At 62.4% G+C, this 20,200-nt stretch carries 15 protein-coding genes; 5 read left to right on the plus strand and 10 right to left on the minus strand.

Annotated elements, in window-relative coordinates; translation table 11 throughout:
* Window positions 1-145 precede the first annotated feature (145 nt).
* Window positions 146-421, plus strand: coding sequence for a hypothetical protein (locus SBC1_RS09290; RefSeq protein ID WP_165091299.1), 276 nt, complete (start codon window positions 146-148; stop codon window positions 419-421).
* Window positions 422-478: 57 nt separating this feature from the next.
* Entirely contained in the window at window positions 479-721 is a 243-nt protein-coding gene (locus tag SBC1_RS09295; protein ID WP_165091301.1) for a DUF2795 domain-containing protein, read from the plus strand.
* A gap of 33 nt (window positions 722-754) precedes the next feature.
* Here SBC1_RS09295 and SBC1_RS09300 read toward each other — a convergent pair whose 3' ends face one another.
* Window positions 755-1,375 (minus strand): TetR/AcrR family transcriptional regulator, encoded by a 621-nt coding sequence (locus SBC1_RS09300; RefSeq protein ID WP_165091303.1) that lies wholly within the window; start codon window positions 1,373-1,375, stop codon window positions 755-757.
* 326 nt (window positions 1,376-1,701) lie between these two features.
* On the opposite strand from SBC1_RS09300, the gene SBC1_RS09305 reads away from it, so the two are divergent.
* Genes SBC1_RS09305 through SBC1_RS09315 form a run of 3 tightly spaced genes read left to right on the plus strand, consistent with a single transcriptional unit; the run spans window position 1,702 to window position 7,546 of the window.
* Entirely contained in the window at window positions 1,702-2,853 is a 1,152-nt protein-coding gene (locus SBC1_RS09305) for an efflux RND transporter periplasmic adaptor subunit (protein WP_165091337.1), read from the plus strand.
* Window positions 2,850-6,068, plus strand: coding sequence for an efflux RND transporter permease subunit (locus SBC1_RS09310; protein ID WP_165091339.1), 3,219 nt, complete (start codon window positions 2,850-2,852; stop codon window positions 6,066-6,068). Before SBC1_RS09305 ends, SBC1_RS09310 begins: the two co-directional genes overlap by 4 nt.
* Window positions 6,065-7,546: an efflux transporter outer membrane subunit gene (locus tag SBC1_RS09315; protein WP_165091342.1), complete on the plus strand. Its 1,482-nt coding sequence runs from the start codon at window positions 6,065-6,067 to the stop codon at window positions 7,544-7,546. Before SBC1_RS09310 ends, SBC1_RS09315 begins: the two co-directional genes overlap by 4 nt.
* Window positions 7,547-8,828: 1,282 nt before the next feature.
* On the opposite strand, the gene SBC1_RS09320 is transcribed toward SBC1_RS09315, so the two are convergent.
* The 9 genes from SBC1_RS09320 to SBC1_RS09360 form a co-directional block, all read right to left on the minus strand.
* The gene (locus tag SBC1_RS09320; protein ID WP_165091345.1) at window positions 8,829-9,956 is read right to left on the minus strand and encodes a diguanylate cyclase; all 1,128 of its coding nucleotides are present in this window, start codon (window positions 9,954-9,956) and stop codon (window positions 8,829-8,831) included.
* Window positions 9,957-9,990: 34 nt separating this feature from the next.
* Window positions 9,991-11,007: a chemotaxis response regulator protein-glutamate methylesterase gene (locus tag SBC1_RS09325; protein ID WP_165091350.1), complete on the minus strand. Its 1,017-nt coding sequence runs from the start codon at window positions 11,005-11,007 to the stop codon at window positions 9,991-9,993.
* 45 nt (window positions 11,008-11,052) lie between these two features.
* Window positions 11,053-13,419: a hybrid sensor histidine kinase/response regulator gene (locus tag SBC1_RS09330; protein WP_165091353.1), complete on the minus strand. Its 2,367-nt coding sequence runs from the start codon at window positions 13,417-13,419 to the stop codon at window positions 11,053-11,055.
* Window positions 13,416-14,282, minus strand: coding sequence for a chemotaxis protein CheW (locus tag SBC1_RS09335; RefSeq protein ID WP_165091355.1), 867 nt, complete (start codon window positions 14,280-14,282; stop codon window positions 13,416-13,418). Before SBC1_RS09335 ends, SBC1_RS09330 begins: the two co-directional genes overlap by 4 nt.
* A complete protein-coding gene (locus tag SBC1_RS09340; protein ID WP_241201911.1) occupies window positions 14,275-15,837 on the minus strand; it encodes a protein-glutamate O-methyltransferase CheR in 1,563 nt (520 codons plus the stop codon). Before SBC1_RS09340 ends, SBC1_RS09335 begins: the two co-directional genes overlap by 8 nt.
* Window positions 15,834-16,301, minus strand: coding sequence for a chemotaxis protein CheW (locus tag SBC1_RS09345; protein ID WP_165091357.1), 468 nt, complete (start codon window positions 16,299-16,301; stop codon window positions 15,834-15,836). Before SBC1_RS09345 ends, SBC1_RS09340 begins: the two co-directional genes overlap by 4 nt.
* 39 nt (window positions 16,302-16,340) lie before the next feature.
* Window positions 16,341-17,966 (minus strand): methyl-accepting chemotaxis protein, encoded by a 1,626-nt coding sequence (locus tag SBC1_RS09350; RefSeq protein ID WP_165987577.1) that lies wholly within the window; start codon window positions 17,964-17,966, stop codon window positions 16,341-16,343.
* Window positions 17,967-18,533: 567 nt separating this feature from the next.
* Window positions 18,534-19,811: a type II toxin-antitoxin system HipA family toxin gene (locus SBC1_RS09355; RefSeq protein WP_165091361.1), complete on the minus strand. Its 1,278-nt coding sequence runs from the start codon at window positions 19,809-19,811 to the stop codon at window positions 18,534-18,536.
* Window positions 19,808-20,080 carry a helix-turn-helix transcriptional regulator gene (locus SBC1_RS09360; protein ID WP_165091364.1) on the minus strand — a complete coding sequence of 91 codons (273 nt, stop codon included), beginning with the start codon at window positions 20,078-20,080 and terminating at the stop codon, window positions 19,808-19,810. Before SBC1_RS09360 ends, SBC1_RS09355 begins: the two co-directional genes overlap by 4 nt.
* Window positions 20,081-20,200 lie beyond the last annotated feature (120 nt).

The following is a 20,200-nucleotide window of genomic DNA, read 5'->3' on the forward strand; positions in this document are numbered from 1 at the left end:
CAGGTGAAACGCTGAAAAACCGCATTGATCGATTGGCATAGCGTTTGCTCGAATCCTCGCTACTATTATCCGTACGGCCTCGTGTTTGTGCTGTCTGAGTACCGCTTGCGTGAGCGTGTGAACCAAGTGTCTGGAGGGTTGAGCGATGAAAACCTCAACGGCTTTATCGATGGTTCTGGTGTCCGTGTCGTGCTATGCCGCGCCCATCCACACGGACGACGCGGCAATCTATGCTGCTCGCCAGGCTCAAGCCATACGCGCGGAGCTTGCCCTTCGCGCCAATGACCCGCCAGTCTCGCCGCCCGCGCCGGAAGTGCGCGCACAGGAACTCGATCACGCGCACTGGGCTCATGTGGAATTACCGAAGTCGCGCTCGCCCAGCCACGGCATGGCGAGCCAGGTAGTACAAGTGCAGACGTGAATCTCGGCCGCGAACTCGGCGACCCGGATTAACCACTAAAAACAACCAAGGGCACCAATGACCGATACGCATGTGAATGCCGGCTTGAACGACGAACCGATCGATGACGAAATCGCAGAGGTCTTGCGTGATCTGTCGTTTCCGACCAACAAGGATGGCATTGTGGATGCGGCGCGCGCTGCAGGCGCAAGCAACGATGTGATCGCCGTGTTCGATGGTTTGCCTGAACAGGACTACGTCAACGCCGATGCCGTGGAGCAGTTGCTAGGCAGTAACGGCGGATCGGGTATCTCGATCTGAGCGATGCTTCGTTCGGATGCCGTTCGGAGGTCCTCAGACCACATCGGATCCAAACACCACCCGGCTAAAAAACTTCGCCAGGACGGCTTCGGACATTTCACTGCCGCAAGCCTGCGGATCCGACGTATAAAAAAACTGCATTCCATCGATCAACGCCGTCAGCCCAAGCGCAAGTTGCTCCGCCGGCATGGGCAACGGTGTCCCCGCACGCTCCGAAAACGCGACTATGTAAGCGGTCGTCGTCTGCAACAATTCCCGGATGAATGCATTGAATTGCGCGCGAAATTTTGCGTCGCGGCTTGATTGCAATTTCGCTTCCACCCACAGCAGAAAACACTTGTTGTCGCGGTAACACTCACTGTAATACTGCAACAGGCGGGCTTCCATGTCGGCCCGGCTCGCCTCGCCATCGAAGATGGAATGCAGCCGGCCCATGATTCCGTCGTGATCGCGCTTGAGCAGTTCCAGAAACAAAGCGGACTTGCTGCCGAAGTTCGAATAGAACGCACCGCGCGTATAACCCGCCGCCGCCGCAATGTCCTCGACACTGGCGGCAACAAACCCCTTCTTCATAAAAACAGCTTGCGCGGCGTCCAGCAAACGCTCACGCGTTTGATCACGGCTTTGCTCCCGGGTAAGGCGAATTCGTTTCATCGGCTGAGTTTAGCATCTCAAAATTGAATTATGATACGGCTTTGATTTCAGATTCATGGTTGTATTAGAATTCATCGCGTATCTGGCGACGAGGTACTGAAAAGCTTGGTGGCCGTGGCATGCCGCCTGTTCAAGTATCGCGCCCCGAATAGCGCCACATCTTGAAAATGCGCAGCGACGCCTCGTGTCGACGCTGCCCGCCGGTCGTGCCCGCAGGTCCATTGCGCGCACGGCAAGTCTTTGCGTCGAGGTCATTCGTGATTCTGCAAGTCTGTCGCCGCACGTTGTCATTGCTGTTGGCATTGTCATCATTCCGATCGCGGTTAATGTCGTTCACGTTGCCCGGATCGGGATTTTTTCCCGCTCGCCGCACCCTTGCGTGGTCACTCGGCGTGGTATCTGTCGTCGCGCTCAGCGCATGTGGCAAGAAGGAAGCGCCCCCCGTGGCGCTGCGCCCGGTGGTCGCCATGGCGGCCGTCGCCGACACGCACACGGTGCAGTCGTCGCTGCCCGCGACTATCGAAGCACGCTACTCGACCCCGCTGTCGTTTCGTGTGGGCGGGAAGATCATCGAGCGCCGTGTGCGTCTGGGCGACAGCGTGAAAGCCGGCGAGATCGTGGCGAAACTCGATCCCGCCGACAACGCCAAGAACGCCGCGAGCACCGCCGCACAACTGTCGGCCGCCCAGCATCAGCTTACTTATGCCGAGCAGCAACTCACACGCGACCGCGCCCAGGCGCAGGAAAACCTGATCTCCCGCGCACAACTCGAACAAACCGAAAACGCCTATGCAGCAGCGCTCGGGCAGCGCAACCAGGCTCAGGCACAGGCCGCGTTGTCGGCCGATCAGTTGAAATACACCACGCTTATTGCTGACCGCGCCGGCGTCATCACGGCTGAACAGGCTGACACGGGGCAGAACGTATCGGCGGGACAAGCCGTCTATAACCTCGCGTGGAGCGGCGAGATCGACGTGGTGTCGGACGTGCCGGAAACCACGCTCGGTTCGCTCGCGGTCGGCCAGAAAGCCATCGTGAGACTTGCCGCGCTGGGAGGCAAGCAGTTCGCGGCCCGCGTGCGCGAAGTGTCGCCCGCCGCCGACCCCCAAAGTCGTACTTATCGCGTAAGGATGACCCTTGAAGCGCCCACGCCGGAGGTCCGGCTTGGTATGACCGCCGACGTGACGTTCGCGCAAGTGCCCGCATCGGGGACATCCGGGGCATCCGCACAAGCGTTCACGCTGCCATCCACCGCGCTTTTTCACGCGGGCAAACTGCCCGCCGTCTGGATCGTGAAAGCGGACGGCTCGCTTGAATTGCGGCGCGTGGACGTGTCGCGATACGGCGAGCGCACCGTGACGGTTTCCAACGGGATCGCACCCGGTGACCGAGTGGTATGGCAAGGAGTCCACACCGTTTCCGCCGGCGAGAAAGTTCGCGTGGTCGCACCCTTGCACCCGGAAGATTTCGCGTCATGAGCGACCACGAACGAGACTCATCGGACGCCGCTGCAACGGCAGCCGCTGCCAACGCGGCCGCTGCGGCAAGGGGCGATTATCGTCACGAAGAAGGCAGTTTCAATCTTTCGGCCTGGGCCTTGCGCCATCAGGCATTGGTCGTCTTCCTGATCGCGATGGCGACCATTTTCGGGGTGCTGGCGTACACCCGGCTCGCGCAATCGGAAGACCCGCCGTTCACGTTCCGCGTGATGGTTATCCAGACCTTCTGGCCCGGCGCCACCGCGCAGCAGGTGCAGGAACAGGTCACGGACAAGATTGCGAAGAAGCTGCAGGAAACGCCCGCCACCGATTTCCTGCGCAGCTATTCCCGCCCCGGTGAGTCGCTGCTGTTCTTCACGATGAAGGACGGCGCGCCCGCGAAGGATGTGCCCGAAGAGTGGTATCAGGTGCGCAAGAAAGTCGGGGACATTGCCTACACGCTGCCAAGAGGTGTCCAAGGTCCGTACTTCAACGACGAATTCGGCGACGTCTTCACGAACATCTACACGCTGGAAGGCGACGGTTTTTCGCCGGTTCAACTTCACGATTACGCCGACTCGCTGCGCACGGTCTTGTTGCGCGTACCGGGTGTGGCGAAGGTCAATTATTTCGGCGATCAGGACGAGCGCGTTTATATCGAAATAGCGAACACGCAACTCACGCGGCTTGGGATCTCGCCGCAGCAGATTGCCCAGGCTATCGACGGTCAGAATGCGGTTGCGCCCTCGGGTACGCTGAACACGCCCAACGACCGCGTGTTCGTGCGGCCAAGCGGCCAGATCACCGACATGGCCGCGCTCGCCAACACGCTGATCCGCGTCAACGGCCGCTCATTTCGTCTTGGCGACATAGCGACCATCAAGCGCGGTTATCTCGATCCCCCGGCTACACAAATGCGCTCAGGCGAGAAGCCGGTGCTGGGTATTGGCATCACGATGCAGCCGGGTCAGGACGTCGTGCAATTGGGCAAGGCGCTGGATGCCAAGGTCGCCGAGCTGCGTGCGCAACTGCCCGCCGGCCTCGTGCTCAACGAAGTGTCGAGCATGCCGCATGCGGTATCGAAGTCGGTCGATGATTTTCTTGAAGCGGTTGCCGAAGCCGTCATCATCGTGCTGATTGTGAGCCTGGTGTCGCTTGGCGTACGCACGGGCATGGTCGTCGTGATCTCGATCCCGGTCGTGCTCGCGGTCACTGCCCTCTTCATGTATCTCTTCGATATCGGCCTGCACAAGGTCTCGCTCGGGACACTGATTCTCGCGCTCGGCCTCTTGGTCGACGACGCGATCATCGCCGTCGAAATGATGGCGGTGAAACTCGAACAGGGCTGGAACCGTTCGCGTGCCGCGGCCTACGCCTATACCAGCACCGCGTTCCCCATGCTCACGGGCACACTCGTGACGGTCGCCGGTTTCCTGCCTATCGCGCTGGCCAAATCCAGCACCGGCGAGTACACGCGCTCGATCTTCGAAGTGTCGGCCATTGCGTTGATCGCGTCGTGGTTCGCGGCAGTCGTACTGATTCCGCTGCTCGGCTACAAGCTGTTGCCTGAGCGCAAACGCGAGGCGCATCACGCCCACGATCATGAACACGATATCTACAACACGAAGTTCTACACCCGTCTGCGCGGCTGGCTGACATGGTGTATTGAGCGGCGTTTCGTGGTGCTGGGCATCACGCTCGTGCTGTTCGTGATCGCGTTGGCAGGGTTCACGCTTATTCCTCAACAATTCTTCCCGAGTTCGGACCGTTCGGAACTGCTCGTCGATGTCCGATTGCAGGAAGGCGCCTCGTTCGAAGCCACGCTGCGCGAGACGAAACGTCTCGAGAAGGTGCTGGAGGGACGGCCCGAGGTCGATCATGTAGTGAACTTCGTTGGCTCGGGTGCGCCGCGCTTCTATCTGCCGCTCGACCAGCAATTGCAAGTGCCGAACTTCGCGCAGTTCGTGATTACGGCGAAGTCGGTTGAAGATCGCGAGAAGCTCGCGCGCTGGCTCGAGCCCGTGCTGCGCGAAAAATTTTCGTCGATTCGCACGCGGTTGTCGCGGCTTGAAAACGGTCCCCCGGTCGGCTATCCGGTGCAGTTCCGCGTGAGCGGCGACGATCTGCCGAGGGTGCGCAGTATCGCCGAAAAGGTCTTCGCGGAAATGAGCGCCAACAGCGGCACGACCAACGTCCAGTATGACTGGGACGAGCCGTCGGAGCGCTCGGTGCGCTTCGATATCGACCAGAAGAAGGCGCGGGAACTTGGTATCAGTTCGCAGGACGTATCGGATTTCCTTGCGATGCAACTGACCGGTTATACGGTCACGCAGTATCGTGAACACGACAAGCTGATCAGCGTCGACTTGCGCGCGCCGAAAAGCGAACGGGTTGATCCGGCGAAGCTCGCCACGCTCGCCATGCCCACACCGAACGGACCCGTGCCGCTCGGAACGATCGGGCATGTGGTGAACGATCTGGAATACGGCGTGATCTGGGAACGCGACCGCCAGCCGACCATCACCGTGCAGTCGGACGTGAAGGCCGGCGCGCAGGGTATTGACGTGACGCATGCGATCGAAAAGAAACTCGCCACGTTGCGGGCTGGGTTGCCGGTGGGGTATCGGATAGAAGTGGGCGGACCGGTTGAGGAAAGCGCGAAAGGCCAATCGTCCATCAACGCGCAAATGCCGATCATGGCAATTGTCGTGCTCACGCTGCTGATGATCCAGTTGCAGAGCTTCGCACGCGTGATGATGGTGGTGCTGACCGCGCCGCTTGGGTTGATCGGCGTGGTGATCGCGCTGCTGCTGTTCAACAAGCCGTTCGGATTTGTCGCCATGCTTGGCGTGATCGCGATGTTCGGGATCATCATGCGTAACTCGGTGATTCTCGTCGACCAGATCGAGCAGGATATTGCCGCGGGGCATCCTCGCTTTGACGCCATTGTTGGCGCGACGGTGCGGCGTTTCCGGCCGATCACGCTGACTGCCGCCGCTGCGGTGCTCGCGCTGATTCCGCTCTTGCGCAGCAACTTCTTCGGCCCGATGGCAACCGCGTTAATGGGCGGGATCACGAGCGCGACCGTGCTTACGCTGTTTTACTTGCCGGCGTTGTATGCGGCTTCGTTCAAGGTGCGGCATAACGAGCGCGCGGGGTATGAAGATCCGAACACACCCTCAACGCCCGATGTCCGCGATGGAGGCCAGTCATGACACGCTCTGCCCTCACTGTTCTTGGCTTTGCAGCCGCCCTTTCCGCGTGCACGTTTGGCCCGGATGGAAAGCCGCCCGTCATGGCGACGGTGGCCCATTACGGTGCCGACGCGCAACCAGCGCGTACCGTGACGGCCGAAGGGGTATCGCAGAGTTTCGACGCCGGTGCGAAACCCGTGCCCGAATGGTGGAAGCTCTACCGTTCGGAGCCGTTGAACGCGCTGGTCGATGAAGGTTTGCGTAACAGCCCAAGCCTCGCCGCGACCGACAAAACCCTCGCTGCGGCGCGCGAACAACTGCGGGCGCAAGTCGGCGAGTCGATGCTGCCGAGCATCGACCTCGGCGGCCAGACGAACCGTGAGCGCGCGATCGGCGTGCCGAACTTCGGGCCGCCCACGGTGCTCTACAACCTCTTTGTCGGCCAGATCCGGGCACAATACACGTTCGACCTGTTCGGCGCGGCGCGACTCGCGGACCGGGCGCTGGCAGCGCAGGTAGATAGCCAGGCCTGGCAATTCGATGCCGCCCGCCGCGCACTCGCCGCGAACATTGTCACGGGTGCTATCGGTGCGGCGTCGTTAGGCGCGCAAATCGATACGACCGAGCGGCTGATCGTCCTCGCGGATGACGATGCGCGAGAAACGCAGCGCCGCTACGAACTCGGTTCGGCGTCGCGCGCAGACGCGCTCGAGGCACAATCAAATGCCGCCGCGCTCGCCGCTTCGCTGCCGGGGCTGCGCGCCCAGTGGCTTGCAACGCGCCACGCGCTTGCCGTGATGCTCGGCCGGACACCGGATCAGGCACCGCCGGATCTCGATCTCGCGTCGCTCACCGTGCCGGGCAACGTGCCAGTGGTCGTGCCGTCGGAACTGCTTGCCAGCCGCCCGGATATCCAGGCCGCCGATGCACTGCTCAAAGCGGCCGCAGCGCAAGTCGGCGTTGCGACGGCGCAGATGTTCCCGAGCCTGACGTTGTCTGCGTCGATGGGGAAAGCGGGTTTCAGCTGGCCATCCGCCTTATCAGGGGCTGGCGCGATCTGGGGTTTAGGCGCGTCGCTGTCGCAGCCGCTGTTTCATGGCGGCGCATTACTCGCTCAAAAACGCGCGGCGCAAGCGAGCTATGAAGCCGCCGTGGCGCAATACAAGCAAACGGTGCTGGCCGCGTTCCGCAACGTGGCGGATTCGCTCGCGGCGCTCGAGCAGGATAACCAGGCACTCAGCTTCGCCGATACCGCCAGCCGCGCTTCCATGAGCGCGTTCACGGATGCAGCGGCCCGCGTGCGGCTTGGGGCGATTCCGCCCTCGGCATCACGTGCGAGCGAGCGCCAGTACCGCAACGCCCGGCTGGATGCTATTCGCTATGAAAGCGCGCGTCTGAGCGATACCGCGTTGCTGTTCCAGGCAATGGGTTCTCCAACTGGCAGCGCGGCGAATGTTGCAGCGGCGGCGGCGGGGAAAACAACGGAGGCAGCCAAATAACCGTCGCTGTCGGGTCACATGCAATTTGGGCGAGCTCTCTCTCGCCTGACGCGTAGAAACTGAAGCGAGCGCGGCAAGCAAAGGGCCGTTCCGACGTGAGTCGGAACGGCCCTTTGCACTTCCTTGGGATAACCGAACGGTCAGCGCATTGCCGTGAGAAGCCTGGGATCAAAGACATCGAATGTCACAATTCAGAGTCGCCGGAACATCGCACTGCCATTCAAATGCTGCCGTAACCATCCCTCAGCTCAATTCTTCACTGAAACTCTTCACTATTCGGATAAATCGCGTTATTTCGGACTGCACTTTCCCATAGGCTGCGAGCTTTCGTGTATTCAAGGGAAATGCCATGTCTCGCTCACCGCTCCATGACCTGTTTCGGCTCGTTCAATCAGGACTGGAAAAAGTCGCGCTGGCGTGCGCCGCCTTTGGTTTGATGCACGCAACGGCCCGCGCGGGAGAGTCCGCTTTGACCAGCGTGCCCGCGGGTGAGCAATGGCGCAATCACGCCGCGCCCCAACTTGCAGCCGATGACCCATGGAGCAACCCCGCAGCCCCCAGCCTCGCAGTTGACGATGCCTGGAGCGCACCGGCCGCCGTTCGGCTCACTTCGCCTGGGCAAATGTACGCTGCGCCACCGCCGCATGTTTTAACGCAAGAGCCGCAACCGGCCGCAATAGAAGGTGCGCCAAGCTCCGTGGCAACAACCGTCCAGACTGCGCCCTCCGCCCTCTCGATGGATCGCTCCGACTGGAATGAAATACCGCGTGGACGTTCGCCCGGCCTGATCGCATCCCATGACGCGTGGCTCAACCGCACCACGACCGTCGCTGAACCGAGCGTGCCGGCGAAGCCACCGGTACACAGGGCGCCCCCTCCTCCGGCCGATCAGTGGAGCGCGCCCTTGGCCGACCTCGTTGCATCGAACGATGTCGTGACGCCTGCCCCCGCAGCTTCTTCTGCTGCCTTCGATGCCAATTCGCACCTGAGTTTCGCGGTAACGCCCCACCACGTCACACCGCCGCGCGTCAGCGAGGCTCAAGGCGGTTTATCGGCTGAGGCATCGCCAACGGTTGTGGCAGCCGGTCGACCGATGCATCGACGGAACCGTCCGATTGTTCACAGCACCTCAAACGCGCCTCGATCATCGTGCACAAGGCGCGCAAGGGCGGCTAGAGCGCCTTCTGCGGCATGGTGCCGTTCAGTTTCGGCAAGCTCGCGGTATAGGTGAACGGCGCCGCGGGCACGGTGAACGGAACCGCTCGTGGCAAACCGGCTCAGCTCAATTGGCGACGTCCACCCGATTGCGCCCGTCACGCTTGGCCCGATACAAAGCCAGGTCGGCAGCTTCGATCAACTGCTTCATGTCTTCTCCCGGCTGCGGCACCTGCATGACGCCGCCCACGCTGATCGTCAGCCGATCGCTGGCTGAACCCGTATGCGGCACGGCAAGCGCCTCCACCGCCATGCGGATCTTCTCACCGAGCAGGCGCAAGCCGCCAGTCGACGTAGACGGCAACACCACCGCGAATTCCTCACCACCAAAGCGGGCGGCAAGATCGGCGGGACGGTTCAGGCTCGATTCAATCGCGCGCGCCACGAGCTTCAGCACATCGTCGCCCGCCACATGGCCGTAGGTGTCGTTGTACGACTTGAAGTTGTCCACATCGATCATCAGGAAGCCGAGCGGCGACTGTTCGCGCGCCGCGCGTTTCCACTCGGCGCTCACGTAATCGTCCAGACATCGACGGTTCGATAAACCCGTCAGCCCGTCCGAATTGGTCAGGCGCTGCAGTTCCAGATTGGTTTCGAGCAGTTTTTGCTGCGACTGCCGCAACGCGCGGTAAGCCTCGTCGCGCTGCAGCAAGTTCAGATACGAACGCGAGTGGTAGCGAATCCGCGCAATCAATTCGATAGTGTCCGGCAGCTTCACCAGATAATCGTTGGCGCCCGCAGCAAACGCGGCGCTCTTGATGCGCGGCTCTTCCTTCGTCGACAACACAATGATCGGAATATCGCGGGTCGCCTCGTTCTCGCGGTATTGACGCACCAGCGTCAGCCCGTCCACGCCCGGCATGACAAGATCCTGCAGGATCACGGTCGGCCGCGTGGCCTGCGCGACGCGCAATGCATCCTCGGGGTTGGCGCAGTAGTGAAAATCCAGCCGCGGCTGCTCCACCAGCGCGCGGCGCACCGCTTCCGCGACAATCGTCTGGTCGTCGACCAGTAGTACCATGACCGCGCTTTCGGCGGCGCTCGGCGCATTCAGCGCGTCGGCAAGCAGATCGGCGGCAGAACGCTCCCCGGTCGCAGCATCGAGGGAGGCTGCCGGGCTTTCCGCACGGAATTCCGGGCCGGCCTGCTCACGCCGGGCGCGCTCCGCCAGCGGATCTGCATTTCGATGTTCCATGACTGAATCCTGTTCTGAGTCGAGTTCGAGCGCGTCATTTGCGCGATGATGTGAACGCCTTTTGCACGGCATTCGCGATATTCGGGAGCGGCAGGATGGCTACCGCCGCATTCAGCGCGGCGGCCGCTTTCGGCATGCCGTACACGGCGCATGTCGCTTCGTCCTGCGCAATAGTGTGATAACCCTTGGCGCGCATGGCGGCGAGGCCCGCCGCGCCATCGCGGCCCATACCGGTCAGCAGCACGCCGACCGCGTTGCCGCTCCAGCGCGCGACCACGCTTTGAAAAAACACGTCGATGGATGGTCGGTATGGCGTCGCGAGCGGCTCTTTCGTGTAGCCCAGCCGATTGCCGCTGCCGGAAAAATGCAGGTGGTCATTGGTCGCCGCGAGCAGCACGCAGCCCGGCTCCGGCCGGTCGCCCTCGCGCGCCACGCGCACCGGCAGGGTCGACTGTTCGTTGAGCCAGTCGGCCATGCCGATCGCAAAGGCCTGGTCCACATGCTGGACAATCACCGTAGCCGGCGCGAAGCCGGCCGGCAGCTCGGCCAGCAGCGTCGCCAGCGCACTTGGACCACCCGCCGACGCGCCGATCGCGAGCAGGTCGGTGTCCGAGGTAATACGTGGCGCGGCTGCAATCGGATGCGCGGCTGCTTTCGTAGCCTGCTGCGCGGCAATCTGGTCGATCTTGGCGGTCAGCGCAGCGATTCCGCGCTTCGCGTCGGGGCCTGCGAGCACCGGTGTGTCGACGGCATCCAGCGCGCCCGCGCCCATGGCCTCGTAGACCCGCCACGCGTTCGCGCCCACATCGACTGTCACGATCAGGATCGCGCACGGCGTCTCACGCATGATTCGCCGCGTGGCTTCGGTGCCGTCCATATGCGGCATCACGAGGTCCATCAGCACGACGTCCGGTTTCTGCGCCATGCAGTAGTCGACCGCCTGCGCGCCGTCACTGGCCACCCAGATCACCTCGAAGTCACGCCGGGTGGCAAGCGCCCCGCGCAAGGCGTCCACCGCCAGCGGCATGTCGTTCACGATCCCGATCTTCATCGCTCGCCTCTCTTTTTTAGTGTTCTCTCACGACTGCGCTTTGGACTACGCCTCGGACTGCGCTTCGCCGATCAGATCCCGCACCGCGTCGAGCAAGGTCTGATCGTGGAAACTCCCTTTCGCCAGATAATAGTCCGCGCCGGCATCCAGTCCCCGCTGGCGGTCTTCCGCGCGATCCTTGTAGGACACAATCATCACCGGTATCTCGCTGAGTTGCGGATCGCGCCGGATCAGCGTCACTAATTCGATGCCGTCAAGGCGCGGCATGTCAATGTCAGTGATCACCAGGTCGAAACGCTCGCTGCGTACCGCGTTCCAGCCGTCCATGCCGTCGACGGCGATAGTCACGTCGTAACCGCGCCCGGCGAGCAGCTTGCGTTCGAGTTCGCGCACCGTCAGCGAGTCATCCACTACCAGCACGCGTTTTCTCGCTGCGGCGACCACGCGCGCCGTGCCTGACGAGACCCGCCCGAGTTCACCGTCGATGACCAGCTTTTCAACCGCGCGCAGCCAGTCGTCGAGATCGGCGATCAGGAGCGGATCGCCGTTTTCCATCAACGCGCCCGCCGCGATAGTCGGCACCTTCCCCAGGCGTTTGTCGAGTGGTTGCACGACCAGCATGCGCTCGCCGAGAAAGCGGTCGACGACCACGCCGTAGCTCGCCGCGCCCTGCCCGATCACGACGACATTGAGGGTGTCGCTGGCGGTCTCGAAGGTGCCTGAGCGGAGGATCTGGTGCGCGGTGACAATGCCGAGCCGCCGCCCTTCGAACGCGAAATGCTGATGCCCTTCGAGCAGGTCGATCGATGCCCGCGGCAGGACAAGCGTGCGCGTGACGTGCGCGAGCGGCAGCCCATACGGCTCGCCGTCCACTTCAACAATCAGGCTGCGGATCACGGACAGCGTCAGCGGCAACTGCATCACAAAACGCGTGCCAACCAGCACTTCCTGCGTGACACGCAGGTTGCCGCGCACTTGCCGTACGACATCCTGCACTGCGTCAAGTCCGACGCCACGGCCGGAGACGTCGGTGACGGTATCGCGCATGGAGAAGCCGGGCAGGAACAGGAATTCAAGCAGTTCGGTGTCCGAAAGATGCGTGACCGTGGTCTCGTTGGCCAGGCGTTTCTGGACAATAGCCCGGCGCAACGCGTCGAGGTCCACGCCGCCGCCGTCGTCGCTGACGCTGATAAAAAGCGAACCCGCGCTATGGCGGGCTTCCAGCGTGATGGTGCCTTCCGGCGGCTTGCCAAGCGCCCGCCGCATCGATGGCGCTTCAATGCCGTGATCGACCGCGTTGCGTAGCAAATGACCCAGCGGCGCTTCGAGCAGGTCGAGGATGTCGCGGTCCACTTCCGTCGCTTCACCGGCGATTACGAAGCGCACTTGTTTATCGAGCGAGCGTGCTACGTCGCGGACCATGCGCGCAAAACCGCCGGTGGCATCGACGAACGGCCGCATCCGGCATTCGAGCGCTTCGTCGTAGAGTTGCTGCGACAGATGCGTCGAGCGCCGGTCATAGTTTTCCAGTTCGGCCAGGCGCTCGCCGAGCTGCCGATGCGCCTCCGCGTTGAGACGGCGGACTTCGTCCAGCGCATCGAGCGTGCGCGTGTCGAACGCCGCAGTCGGCGTGGCCGATGAACGCGATGCCGAGGTCGACGCCTCGGTCAGCGATTCGTGCAGGAAATCAAGCGCCCGGCTTGCGTCGCGCTGGATCCGCTTCACCCGCAACATGGATTGAGCAAATGGTTTGAGCCAGCGTGACTCGACCAGCGATTCACCCGAATGGCTGAGCAAGCGGTCGAGGGTGTCGGCACGAACGCGTAGCATGCGGGCCGGCTCGCGCAGTTCGGCGAAGCGGGCCGGCTGGTGGAACGTGGCTTCCACGGTTTCCCGAGTGTCTTCAACCACGGGCGCTGAGAGAGTCAGTTCATTCGATAAATCAAGGTCGGCGTCTGACTGAGGCGCTTCAAAAACAGATGAGGGTGGCGCACCGGCAGCGCCGTTCATCCGTGCATTCAGGGAGTCGACGAAAGCGTCCACGTCCGTCTGCGACAGGGTTTCGTCGCCGGACCCCTGGCCGATCCGCAAGATCAGGTCGACACCGCCCAGCAGCACGTCGATCATGCCGGCATCGACGCTCACGCGCCCTTGTTGTGCGCCGACGAAGCAGTCTTCCATCACATGCGCGAGGCTCACGCCGTCCGGTACGCCGACAATCCGCGCTGCGCCCTTCAACGAGTGGGCAGCCCGCATGCAGGCTTCGAGTGTCACCGGGTCACGAGGGGAGCGTTCCAGCGCGAGCAGGCCGTCGCTCAGGATCTGCGCCTGCGCCCGCGCTTCCTCGCGAAACAAATCGATGAGCGACGGCTGGCCGCGGCTTGGCCCCTGGCCTGTTTCAGCGCCGCTCATGTGAGGCTCCGATTCAAGGTCTCGAAAAGTTTGGCCGCGTCGAGCAGGCCCACCGTCACGCCGTTCCATGCCGTCACGGCCACCGAGTGAGACGCCGACATGCTCGCTATGGTCGCCGGCACCGCCTGGAAATCTGCGCGCGCAAAACGATGCACGCCATCGACGGCGTCGACGGGGAACACGATCGGGTTGCCGGGGTTACCGGGTTTACTGGAACCGCCGCGCTCGCCAACGTCGCCGCCTGGCTCGATGACCAGCAAACGCGCAAGATCCCGCGCATCGACACCCTGCAGGCCGCTCTGCTGCTCCGGCCTGCGCCCATCCTGCCCCACCACCGATGCGATCCCGAACAACCGCGCCAGCGACGCGCATACGAGCAACGTCCCGCGCACATTCACGACGCCGAGCACCGCGCGATGACGCCGGTGCGGCAACGAGTGAATCGGCCGCAACTGGGCGACCTGCTGGAAGATCGTGGTGGGCAAACCCAGCCATTCATCGCCGATGCGAAATACGAGCCACGACGTGGCATCCGCCTCGCGGGCCGCGTATTCGCTCAGTGACTGCGCTGTCTGGCGATGCAGGACCTCTTGTCCGATCACCGTATCGGCGGATTGTTCGCGGTCCAGCACGCGCGCCGCGGCGGCATCGTGCACAGGACAATTGCGACAATGAATGTACCCGGCCAGGCGCGGACACGAACCGTCGCCGCGAACGCCAATGCGGTTCCAGCAGTCGTCGATCGGGACATCTCCATTGGCAAGTAATGACGCCGGGGCGCCCGAGGCTGAAACCAGTTCGACGTGCCCGGCCGTTTCATCTGCGTCAAACTTTACGTCGTGCTGGTCGCGCGGATCACTCATGGCGGCCTCCTGATGCACGTTCAGCACGTTCAGCGCGCGCCAGCAACAACTGCGCGCCCGCACGATCGCCTTCCAGCCCGAGCACGGCGGCAAGATGCGTCAGCGCCTCACCATGCCCGGGGTCAAGATAAAGCGCACGTTTGTAAAAACCTCTCGCCGCGCTTTGCTCACCTCGCGTATCCGCGATCACGCCGAGCAAGTAGTAAGCGTCTGCGCTGGCCGGGTGCGCCTTGAGATAGGTCCGCGCGATGTCGGCGGCTTCGAGCAACGCGCCAGCATCGGCAAGTGCCTGGGCTTGTTTGAGCGTGCCCGGTTTGGCGGCAGCCTGGGCGTTGGCCGCTATGTCGGGTGCTGCATGCGACGCGCTGGCAGCAGGCAAGCCGAATGAAAATGAGCGTCCAAGTGCGTCGTTCAGATTTATAGCCGATGCGGCCCGATGGCCGAACGTATTCGCCGGGCTGGACTCCGCAACCGATACCTTTGGCGTCGCAGCCCGCGCGGCAATTTCCATTGCCCGCTCGGCGCTGGCGATGGCAGCGAATAGCGCCCGTGGCCGGGCGCCCAAACCTTGCTCGCCCCAGCCGCGCTCGCGGTTAAACGCCGGCCGGGCACCGCCCGCCAGCTCGTCCTCTAGTCCACCTTCCGGCCGTCTGAACGCGAACGCCAGCACCAGCTTGGCCGACGCCATACCTTCGCGCATCATCAGTCCCGTTTCCGCGGGCCCGACAAACAGCGTTCCGCCCGGTGCAAGCAGGCCGTCCAGCACCCGCATGGCCGTGTGCTGTGTCTGCCGGCCAAAATAGATCAGCACGTTGCGGCAGAAAACGAAATCGAAGGGTTCGAACGTCTGCGGATCGAGCGTCAGCAGATTCGCCTGGCGAAACCGCACTCGCTCCATCACTTCCGGCAATAGCCGCCATTGATCGCCAGCCTGTACGAAAAAACGCTCGCGAAATCCGAGCGCGCGACTGCGGAACGCGTTGCCGCCATAGTGCGCGTGGCGGGCAAGGTCGAGCGCGCGGCCGCTGATATCGATGGCATCGATGGAAAAACGCTCGGGTGCAATACCCGCGTCGAGCATGGCCATGGCGGCGGTGTAGGCCTCCTCGCCCGTCGAGCACGGCATGCTCAGGATCCGCACCGGCTTGAACGGGTGATCGAGAAGCTGCATCCGCGCCAGCTTGGCCAATGAGTTGAACGCCTCGGCATCGCGGAAAAACCACGTCTCCGGCACGACAGCCGCCTCGATCAAGGCCTGCAATTGCGCCGGCACGCCGTTCACCACAAGCCAGAACGCGTCGATACTGGCCCGCGATTCGTCCAGACCATCGGCACCGGCGGCGCGCCATGCGGCAAATCGGTCCGATACGGCTCGTTCGATCGCTTTCTCGCCGATAGACGCAGGGTCCAGACCGATCGTCCGTTGTAAAAGCCCGGCGAACTGCGCGATCAGCGCATGCGGAAGCGGCTCGCGACGGCTTTCATGCATCGCGTGGATCTTGTGAAACGCCTCCGCCGCGCGACGGGCCTCATCGGAAATAGAGACGTGCTTCATGCTTCGCTCGGCGTAAAGAGTTGTGCCTGCACGTGTTCCGGCAACAGATGCTCAATGCGGACCCATTGAACAAAGCCCTGCGCGTCGCGTGCTAGCGGCCCGAGATAACGCGCGTTCGCCGCCTCGACACCGGCGTGCCTGAACGCGGCGGCGTCGAGCGTCAGCGTGCGCGTGGCGCGCTCGAGCAAAATGCCGAGACGCTTATGTTCGACGCCCGTCGGGCTTTCATGCGGGTAGTAGACCAGCGCCAGGCGCGTGGACAAACGTCCGTGCGAACGCCGGCCCAGTGCAAGCGCAGCCAGGTCGATGACCGGCACCGGCAAACCTTCGTAATCCAGCACGCCCGCGACCCAATCCGGTACGCCAGGCATCGCCTTCAGCGGCAGGAGCGACAGCATTCGCTCGACTTGCGAACTGTCGATCACATAGCGGTCGTTATCGAGCGTGAACTGCACGAAGAGCATGGTCTCAGCGCCCGGACGAACGATCGGGAAGCGTGTGGATCACGTCGCCACCTTGAAGCGTGACACGCCGGTGCGCAGGCCATTGGCGGTGTGCGTGAGATCGTCAATAGCTTGCGTCGACTGGCGCAGCGACTCAGCCGTCTGCTGCGCGGCTTCGGACAACTGGGCGAGCGCCTGCGTGATCTGGTCAGCGCCGGTCGCCTGCGTCTGCATGCCTTCATTGACCATCACGAACCGCGGCGCGAGTGTCTGCACCTGCTGGATGATCTGCGACAGTTGCCCGCCGACCTGCTGCACGTCGATCATGCCGCGCCGGACTTCCTCGGAGAACTTGTCCATGCCCATCACGCCCGCCGCGACCGCCGACTGGATTTCCTTCACCATCTGTTCGATATCGAAAGTGGCGACCGCCGTCTGGTCTGCAAGACGACGGATCTCAGTCGCCACCACCGCAAAACCGCGCCCGTATTCCCCGGCTTTTTCCGCTTCGATGGCCGCGTTCAGCGACAGCAGGTTGGTCTGGTCGGCGACCTTCGTAATGGTGGCCACCACCTGGTTGATGTTGCTCGCGCGCTCGTTGAGGATCGCGAGCTTGCCATTCACCGATCCGGCCGCCTCCATCACGAGCCGCATGGTGTCTTCCATCCGCGTCAGGCCCACCTGCCCCGTACCAGCCAGGAGCGCCGACTGTTCGGCCACGCCGGACACTTCGTTCATGGTGCGCACGAGGTCGCGCGACGTGGCAAATATCTCCCTCGACGTAGCGCCGATCTCAGTCGTCGTCGCCGCGGTTTCGCTTGCCGTGGCCTGCTGTTCGCGGGCAGTCGCGGCAATTTCCGCCACCGATGTCGTGACTTGCACCGCCGACTTCTGCGCCTGACCGACCAAGCCAGTCAGTTCGTCGGTCATGCGGTTGAATCCCGCTCCCAGCGCGCCGAATTCATCCCCGCGCTCCAGATGCAAGCGCTGCGACAGGTCACCGGTGCGCATTGCGTCCACCACTTCCACCAGCCGCTGCATCGGCACGGCGATCGCCCTGAGCAGCAGGAAGCCGGTCCATGCCGCCACCAGGAAGGTCACCAGCACCACCACCAGCAACGTGATCTCTGCCTTGCGGACGGAGTCGCGAATGCTCTTCGACGAGCTCGTCTGCTGGTCATTGTTGTGCTCCACGAGCGCCCGCACCACGGTGCGGCCCGTTTCCCAGACCGGCGTGAGCTGGGTGTTGAAGGCCGCTGCCGCAGCCGCCTTCGACGTCGGCACATCGGCCAGGATCTGCTCCTGGATCGGCGCGTAGAGCGAGCGTTGCTGCTTGAAATCGGTGAAGAGACGGCGGTCGGTGTCTTCAAAAACCGTGGCCGCGTATTGCTCGATCAGCTTATCGAGCGAGTCGCGGGTTTCCGCGATGCGCTGCGTGTCGCGCCGGATCTGATCCGGCTCACTATCAATAAAAATAAGCCGCTGGGTCACCGTGTAGTTTTCGAACCACGCAGCGCGGATAGTCGTCGCGAGATAGACGCCCGGCGACGAATCCTCTTCCTGGCTGCGGGCATCCCGGTCGATCGCGCCAAGCAGGATGTAGGAACAGACGGCCATGACCAACATCAGCGCGAGAATCACGCCAAAGCTCACAAGAATCCGATTTCGAATCGTTAACTGCTTCACGCATGAACCTTTTCAGTAGGATTAGGCGTCAGCGCCGACACTGGGCGCACGGCACCCGGATCAAAAAGGGCGCGGCGCAATTTTAAGATGGAAAGCGAAACGCTTTGCGGATAAATACGGACTTTTGTCCGTCAATTACTAGTCCGACGTTGTCACCGGCCAAAGTTGTGCACAGAAATTGGGGACCACCCTGTTGACAACCTTCGGACAAACCCCGGAACGCGTTGAACGAAAACGGTTTTCAGGCACCGCTTCAAAGTGCGCCGGGCACGCGGATTCGGTCGTTTCAACCGGCGAAGTTATGCACACAAACTGTTGAAGGACCTGTGGACAAGCGTGAGGTTATCTTCTTAAGTCTCTGATAAATAAACGTAGTTTTCAATCGATCTAATTTGAACCACACGTTGCGTGCAAATGCCGGCGCGTTGCCAAGCGCGCAACGACCGGAGAGTTATCCCCAGTAATTGTGGGCAGGCTTGTTGATAAGCACGGGGCTCAACCCTTAAGTCGCTGATGCAGAACGGATTATTAGCCGTGACTCAAAAGCACTTTGTGCGCGCTGACATTTCAGGGAAGACGGAACGCCGGACGTTTCGCCCGAGCGACAGGAATTGCGCCGGTGCGACGGATTACTTCTCGAATCCGCGCGAGCAGGTCGTCGGCTTTATAGCGGTCGTCCTGGCTGAGGCGCTCGGCCACGATCTCGAACGCCTGGTCGATACGTAGCAGTATTGCCTCGGCCTCGGCACGTTTCAGACCCAGGCGCTCGCCGTACGCAATGAGCTGCCCGGGCACGGGAAAAACTTTCGATTTGTTCAGGTTCAGCGCCATCCGGCCGTCGAGCAACGGATAGATTCCCGTGCAGACGACATCGTAGATGGGCGAGAGCCGGCGCGGCCCAGTCGGATCGGCATAGATAATGCCGATGTTCTTCATGTGCGCGTCACCATCGCGAAGAAAACACGATAGCGCGACGCGTTCAAACAGGCGCAGCGATTGGGCGCGGAAATCGGCCCCGGTGTAGACCTCCACCGCGCGCCCGATCATCTCGTAACTGCCACGGTATTTGTCGTTGCCGGTCAGCACGCTCATGTCCTCGAAGCCGAGCGGCGTGCCGTCCGGCGCACGATCGAACCGCGCCATGACAAACAGCAGGCCGTCGTTGGATAGCCAGAAATCCGGTACGTCGAAACCCGCCTCGCGCGCCACCGACATACACAGGAATTCGTTGCGGGCGATCCCCGCATAGTCGTCGCCTTCAGCCTTCACGATCACTGTGGTCAGCGGCAAGGTTGCGTGCGCGTCGAGCGTTGCCACGCTGGCGGGAGCCTCGGGAGCAAGCGGCACCACCGTTTTCGGCTGCACGCCTGAAATGCCCGAGCCGAGCGCATATTTGCTCACCAGCCGCTCGAACAATTGCCCCGATGGCGACGACAGCAACTCGTCAAGCCGCTCGCCCTCGCCCTCAGGCACGGTCTGGCCGTGCAAAGCGTAGGTCAGCCTGCCGATCTGGTTTCGCCCGGCAAGGAATAACAGGAACATGTCGCTGGGGGTGCCGAAGCGCGCCAGCCGTTCTTCGATGATGTATCGCAAGTAACCTTCCGGGCGATTCATCGCGAACACGTTCATCAGCGCACCGCTGCTGTAGCTCTTGCGCCGCACGGGCATGGTCAGCGACACGGCCGCGTCGGGCTCGACTTCTCCGTAGTTGAAGACGAAGGTGCTCTCCTTCGCCAGCAGACCAGCCATGCCCTGGGGGGTGTGGACGTCGAGCCGGCGGATTTTGTCGAAGAGATTTTCGAGGTCGAACGGCGGCGCGGGCTTAAGCGACGACGGCGTGCTCATTCGTCCTCCCTGAAGAAGAAATCCAGATCTTCGAAAACCACTGTGTCTTTCGGACGCAGTGTGAGGTCGTAGCCGAGCGCGTTGGCAATCCGGCAAAGCTCATGAAGGCCGACGTTCTGTGCGCCTTCCGCGTTGGTGATTGTGCGCCGGGCCACGCCCGCGCGATCAGCCAGCGTCTGCTGACTCATGCGCCGCTCACGCCGGAGGGAGCGGAGTTCCGCCGCCACACGCTCGAAATTGCTGATGGGGTCCGTATATTTGCGCGTCATGATGCGCAATTATAGGTTAATTTTATATTTTGCGCAGTATGATGCGCGTTTTCATCGATAAATTTCTTACTGTTTGGTCACCACTAACTGTGCACTATGATGCGCAATTTTAAATTTTAA

The sequence above is a fragment of the Caballeronia sp. SBC1 genome (assembly GCF_011493005.1).
GTDB lineage: Bacteria > Pseudomonadota > Gammaproteobacteria > Burkholderiales > Burkholderiaceae > Caballeronia.

Excerpts from the sequence above, each read along its gene's own strand:
- SBC1_RS09290 (WP_165091299.1), top strand. The coding sequence starts at position 146 with ATGAAAACCTCAACGGCTTTATCGATGGTTCTGGTGTCCGTGTCGTGC.
- SBC1_RS09315 (WP_165091342.1), top strand. The coding sequence starts at position 6,065 with ATGACACGCTCTGCCCTCACTGTTCTTGGCTTTGCAGCCGCCCTTTCC.
- SBC1_RS09330 (WP_165091353.1), bottom strand. The coding sequence starts at position 13,419 with ATGAGCGGCGCTGAAACAGGCCAGGGGCCAAGCCGCGGCCAGCCGTCG.
- SBC1_RS09325 (WP_165091350.1), bottom strand. The coding sequence starts at position 11,007 with ATGAAGATCGGGATCGTGAACGACATGCCGCTGGCGGTGGACGCCTTG.
- SBC1_RS09310 (WP_165091339.1), top strand. The coding sequence starts at position 2,850 with ATGAGCGACCACGAACGAGACTCATCGGACGCCGCTGCAACGGCAGCC.
- SBC1_RS09295 (WP_165091301.1), top strand. The coding sequence starts at position 479 with ATGACCGATACGCATGTGAATGCCGGCTTGAACGACGAACCGATCGAT.
- SBC1_RS09335 (WP_165091355.1), bottom strand. The coding sequence starts at position 14,282 with ATGAGTGATCCGCGCGACCAGCACGACGTAAAGTTTGACGCAGATGAA.
- SBC1_RS09340 (WP_241201911.1), bottom strand. The coding sequence starts at position 15,837 with ATGAAGCACGTCTCTATTTCCGATGAGGCCCGTCGCGCGGCGGAGGCG.
- SBC1_RS09355 (WP_165091361.1), bottom strand. The coding sequence starts at position 19,811 with ATGAGCACGCCGTCGTCGCTTAAGCCCGCGCCGCCGTTCGACCTCGAA.
- SBC1_RS09360 (WP_165091364.1), bottom strand. The coding sequence starts at position 20,080 with ATGACGCGCAAATATACGGACCCCATCAGCAATTTCGAGCGTGTGGCG.
- SBC1_RS09305 (WP_165091337.1), top strand. The coding sequence starts at position 1,702 with ATGTCGTTCACGTTGCCCGGATCGGGATTTTTTCCCGCTCGCCGCACC.
- SBC1_RS09320 (WP_165091345.1), bottom strand. The coding sequence starts at position 9,956 with ATGGAACATCGAAATGCAGATCCGCTGGCGGAGCGCGCCCGGCGTGAG.
- SBC1_RS09300 (WP_165091303.1), bottom strand. The coding sequence starts at position 1,375 with ATGAAACGAATTCGCCTTACCCGGGAGCAAAGCCGTGATCAAACGCGT.
- SBC1_RS09345 (WP_165091357.1), bottom strand. The coding sequence starts at position 16,301 with ATGCTCTTCGTGCAGTTCACGCTCGATAACGACCGCTATGTGATCGAC.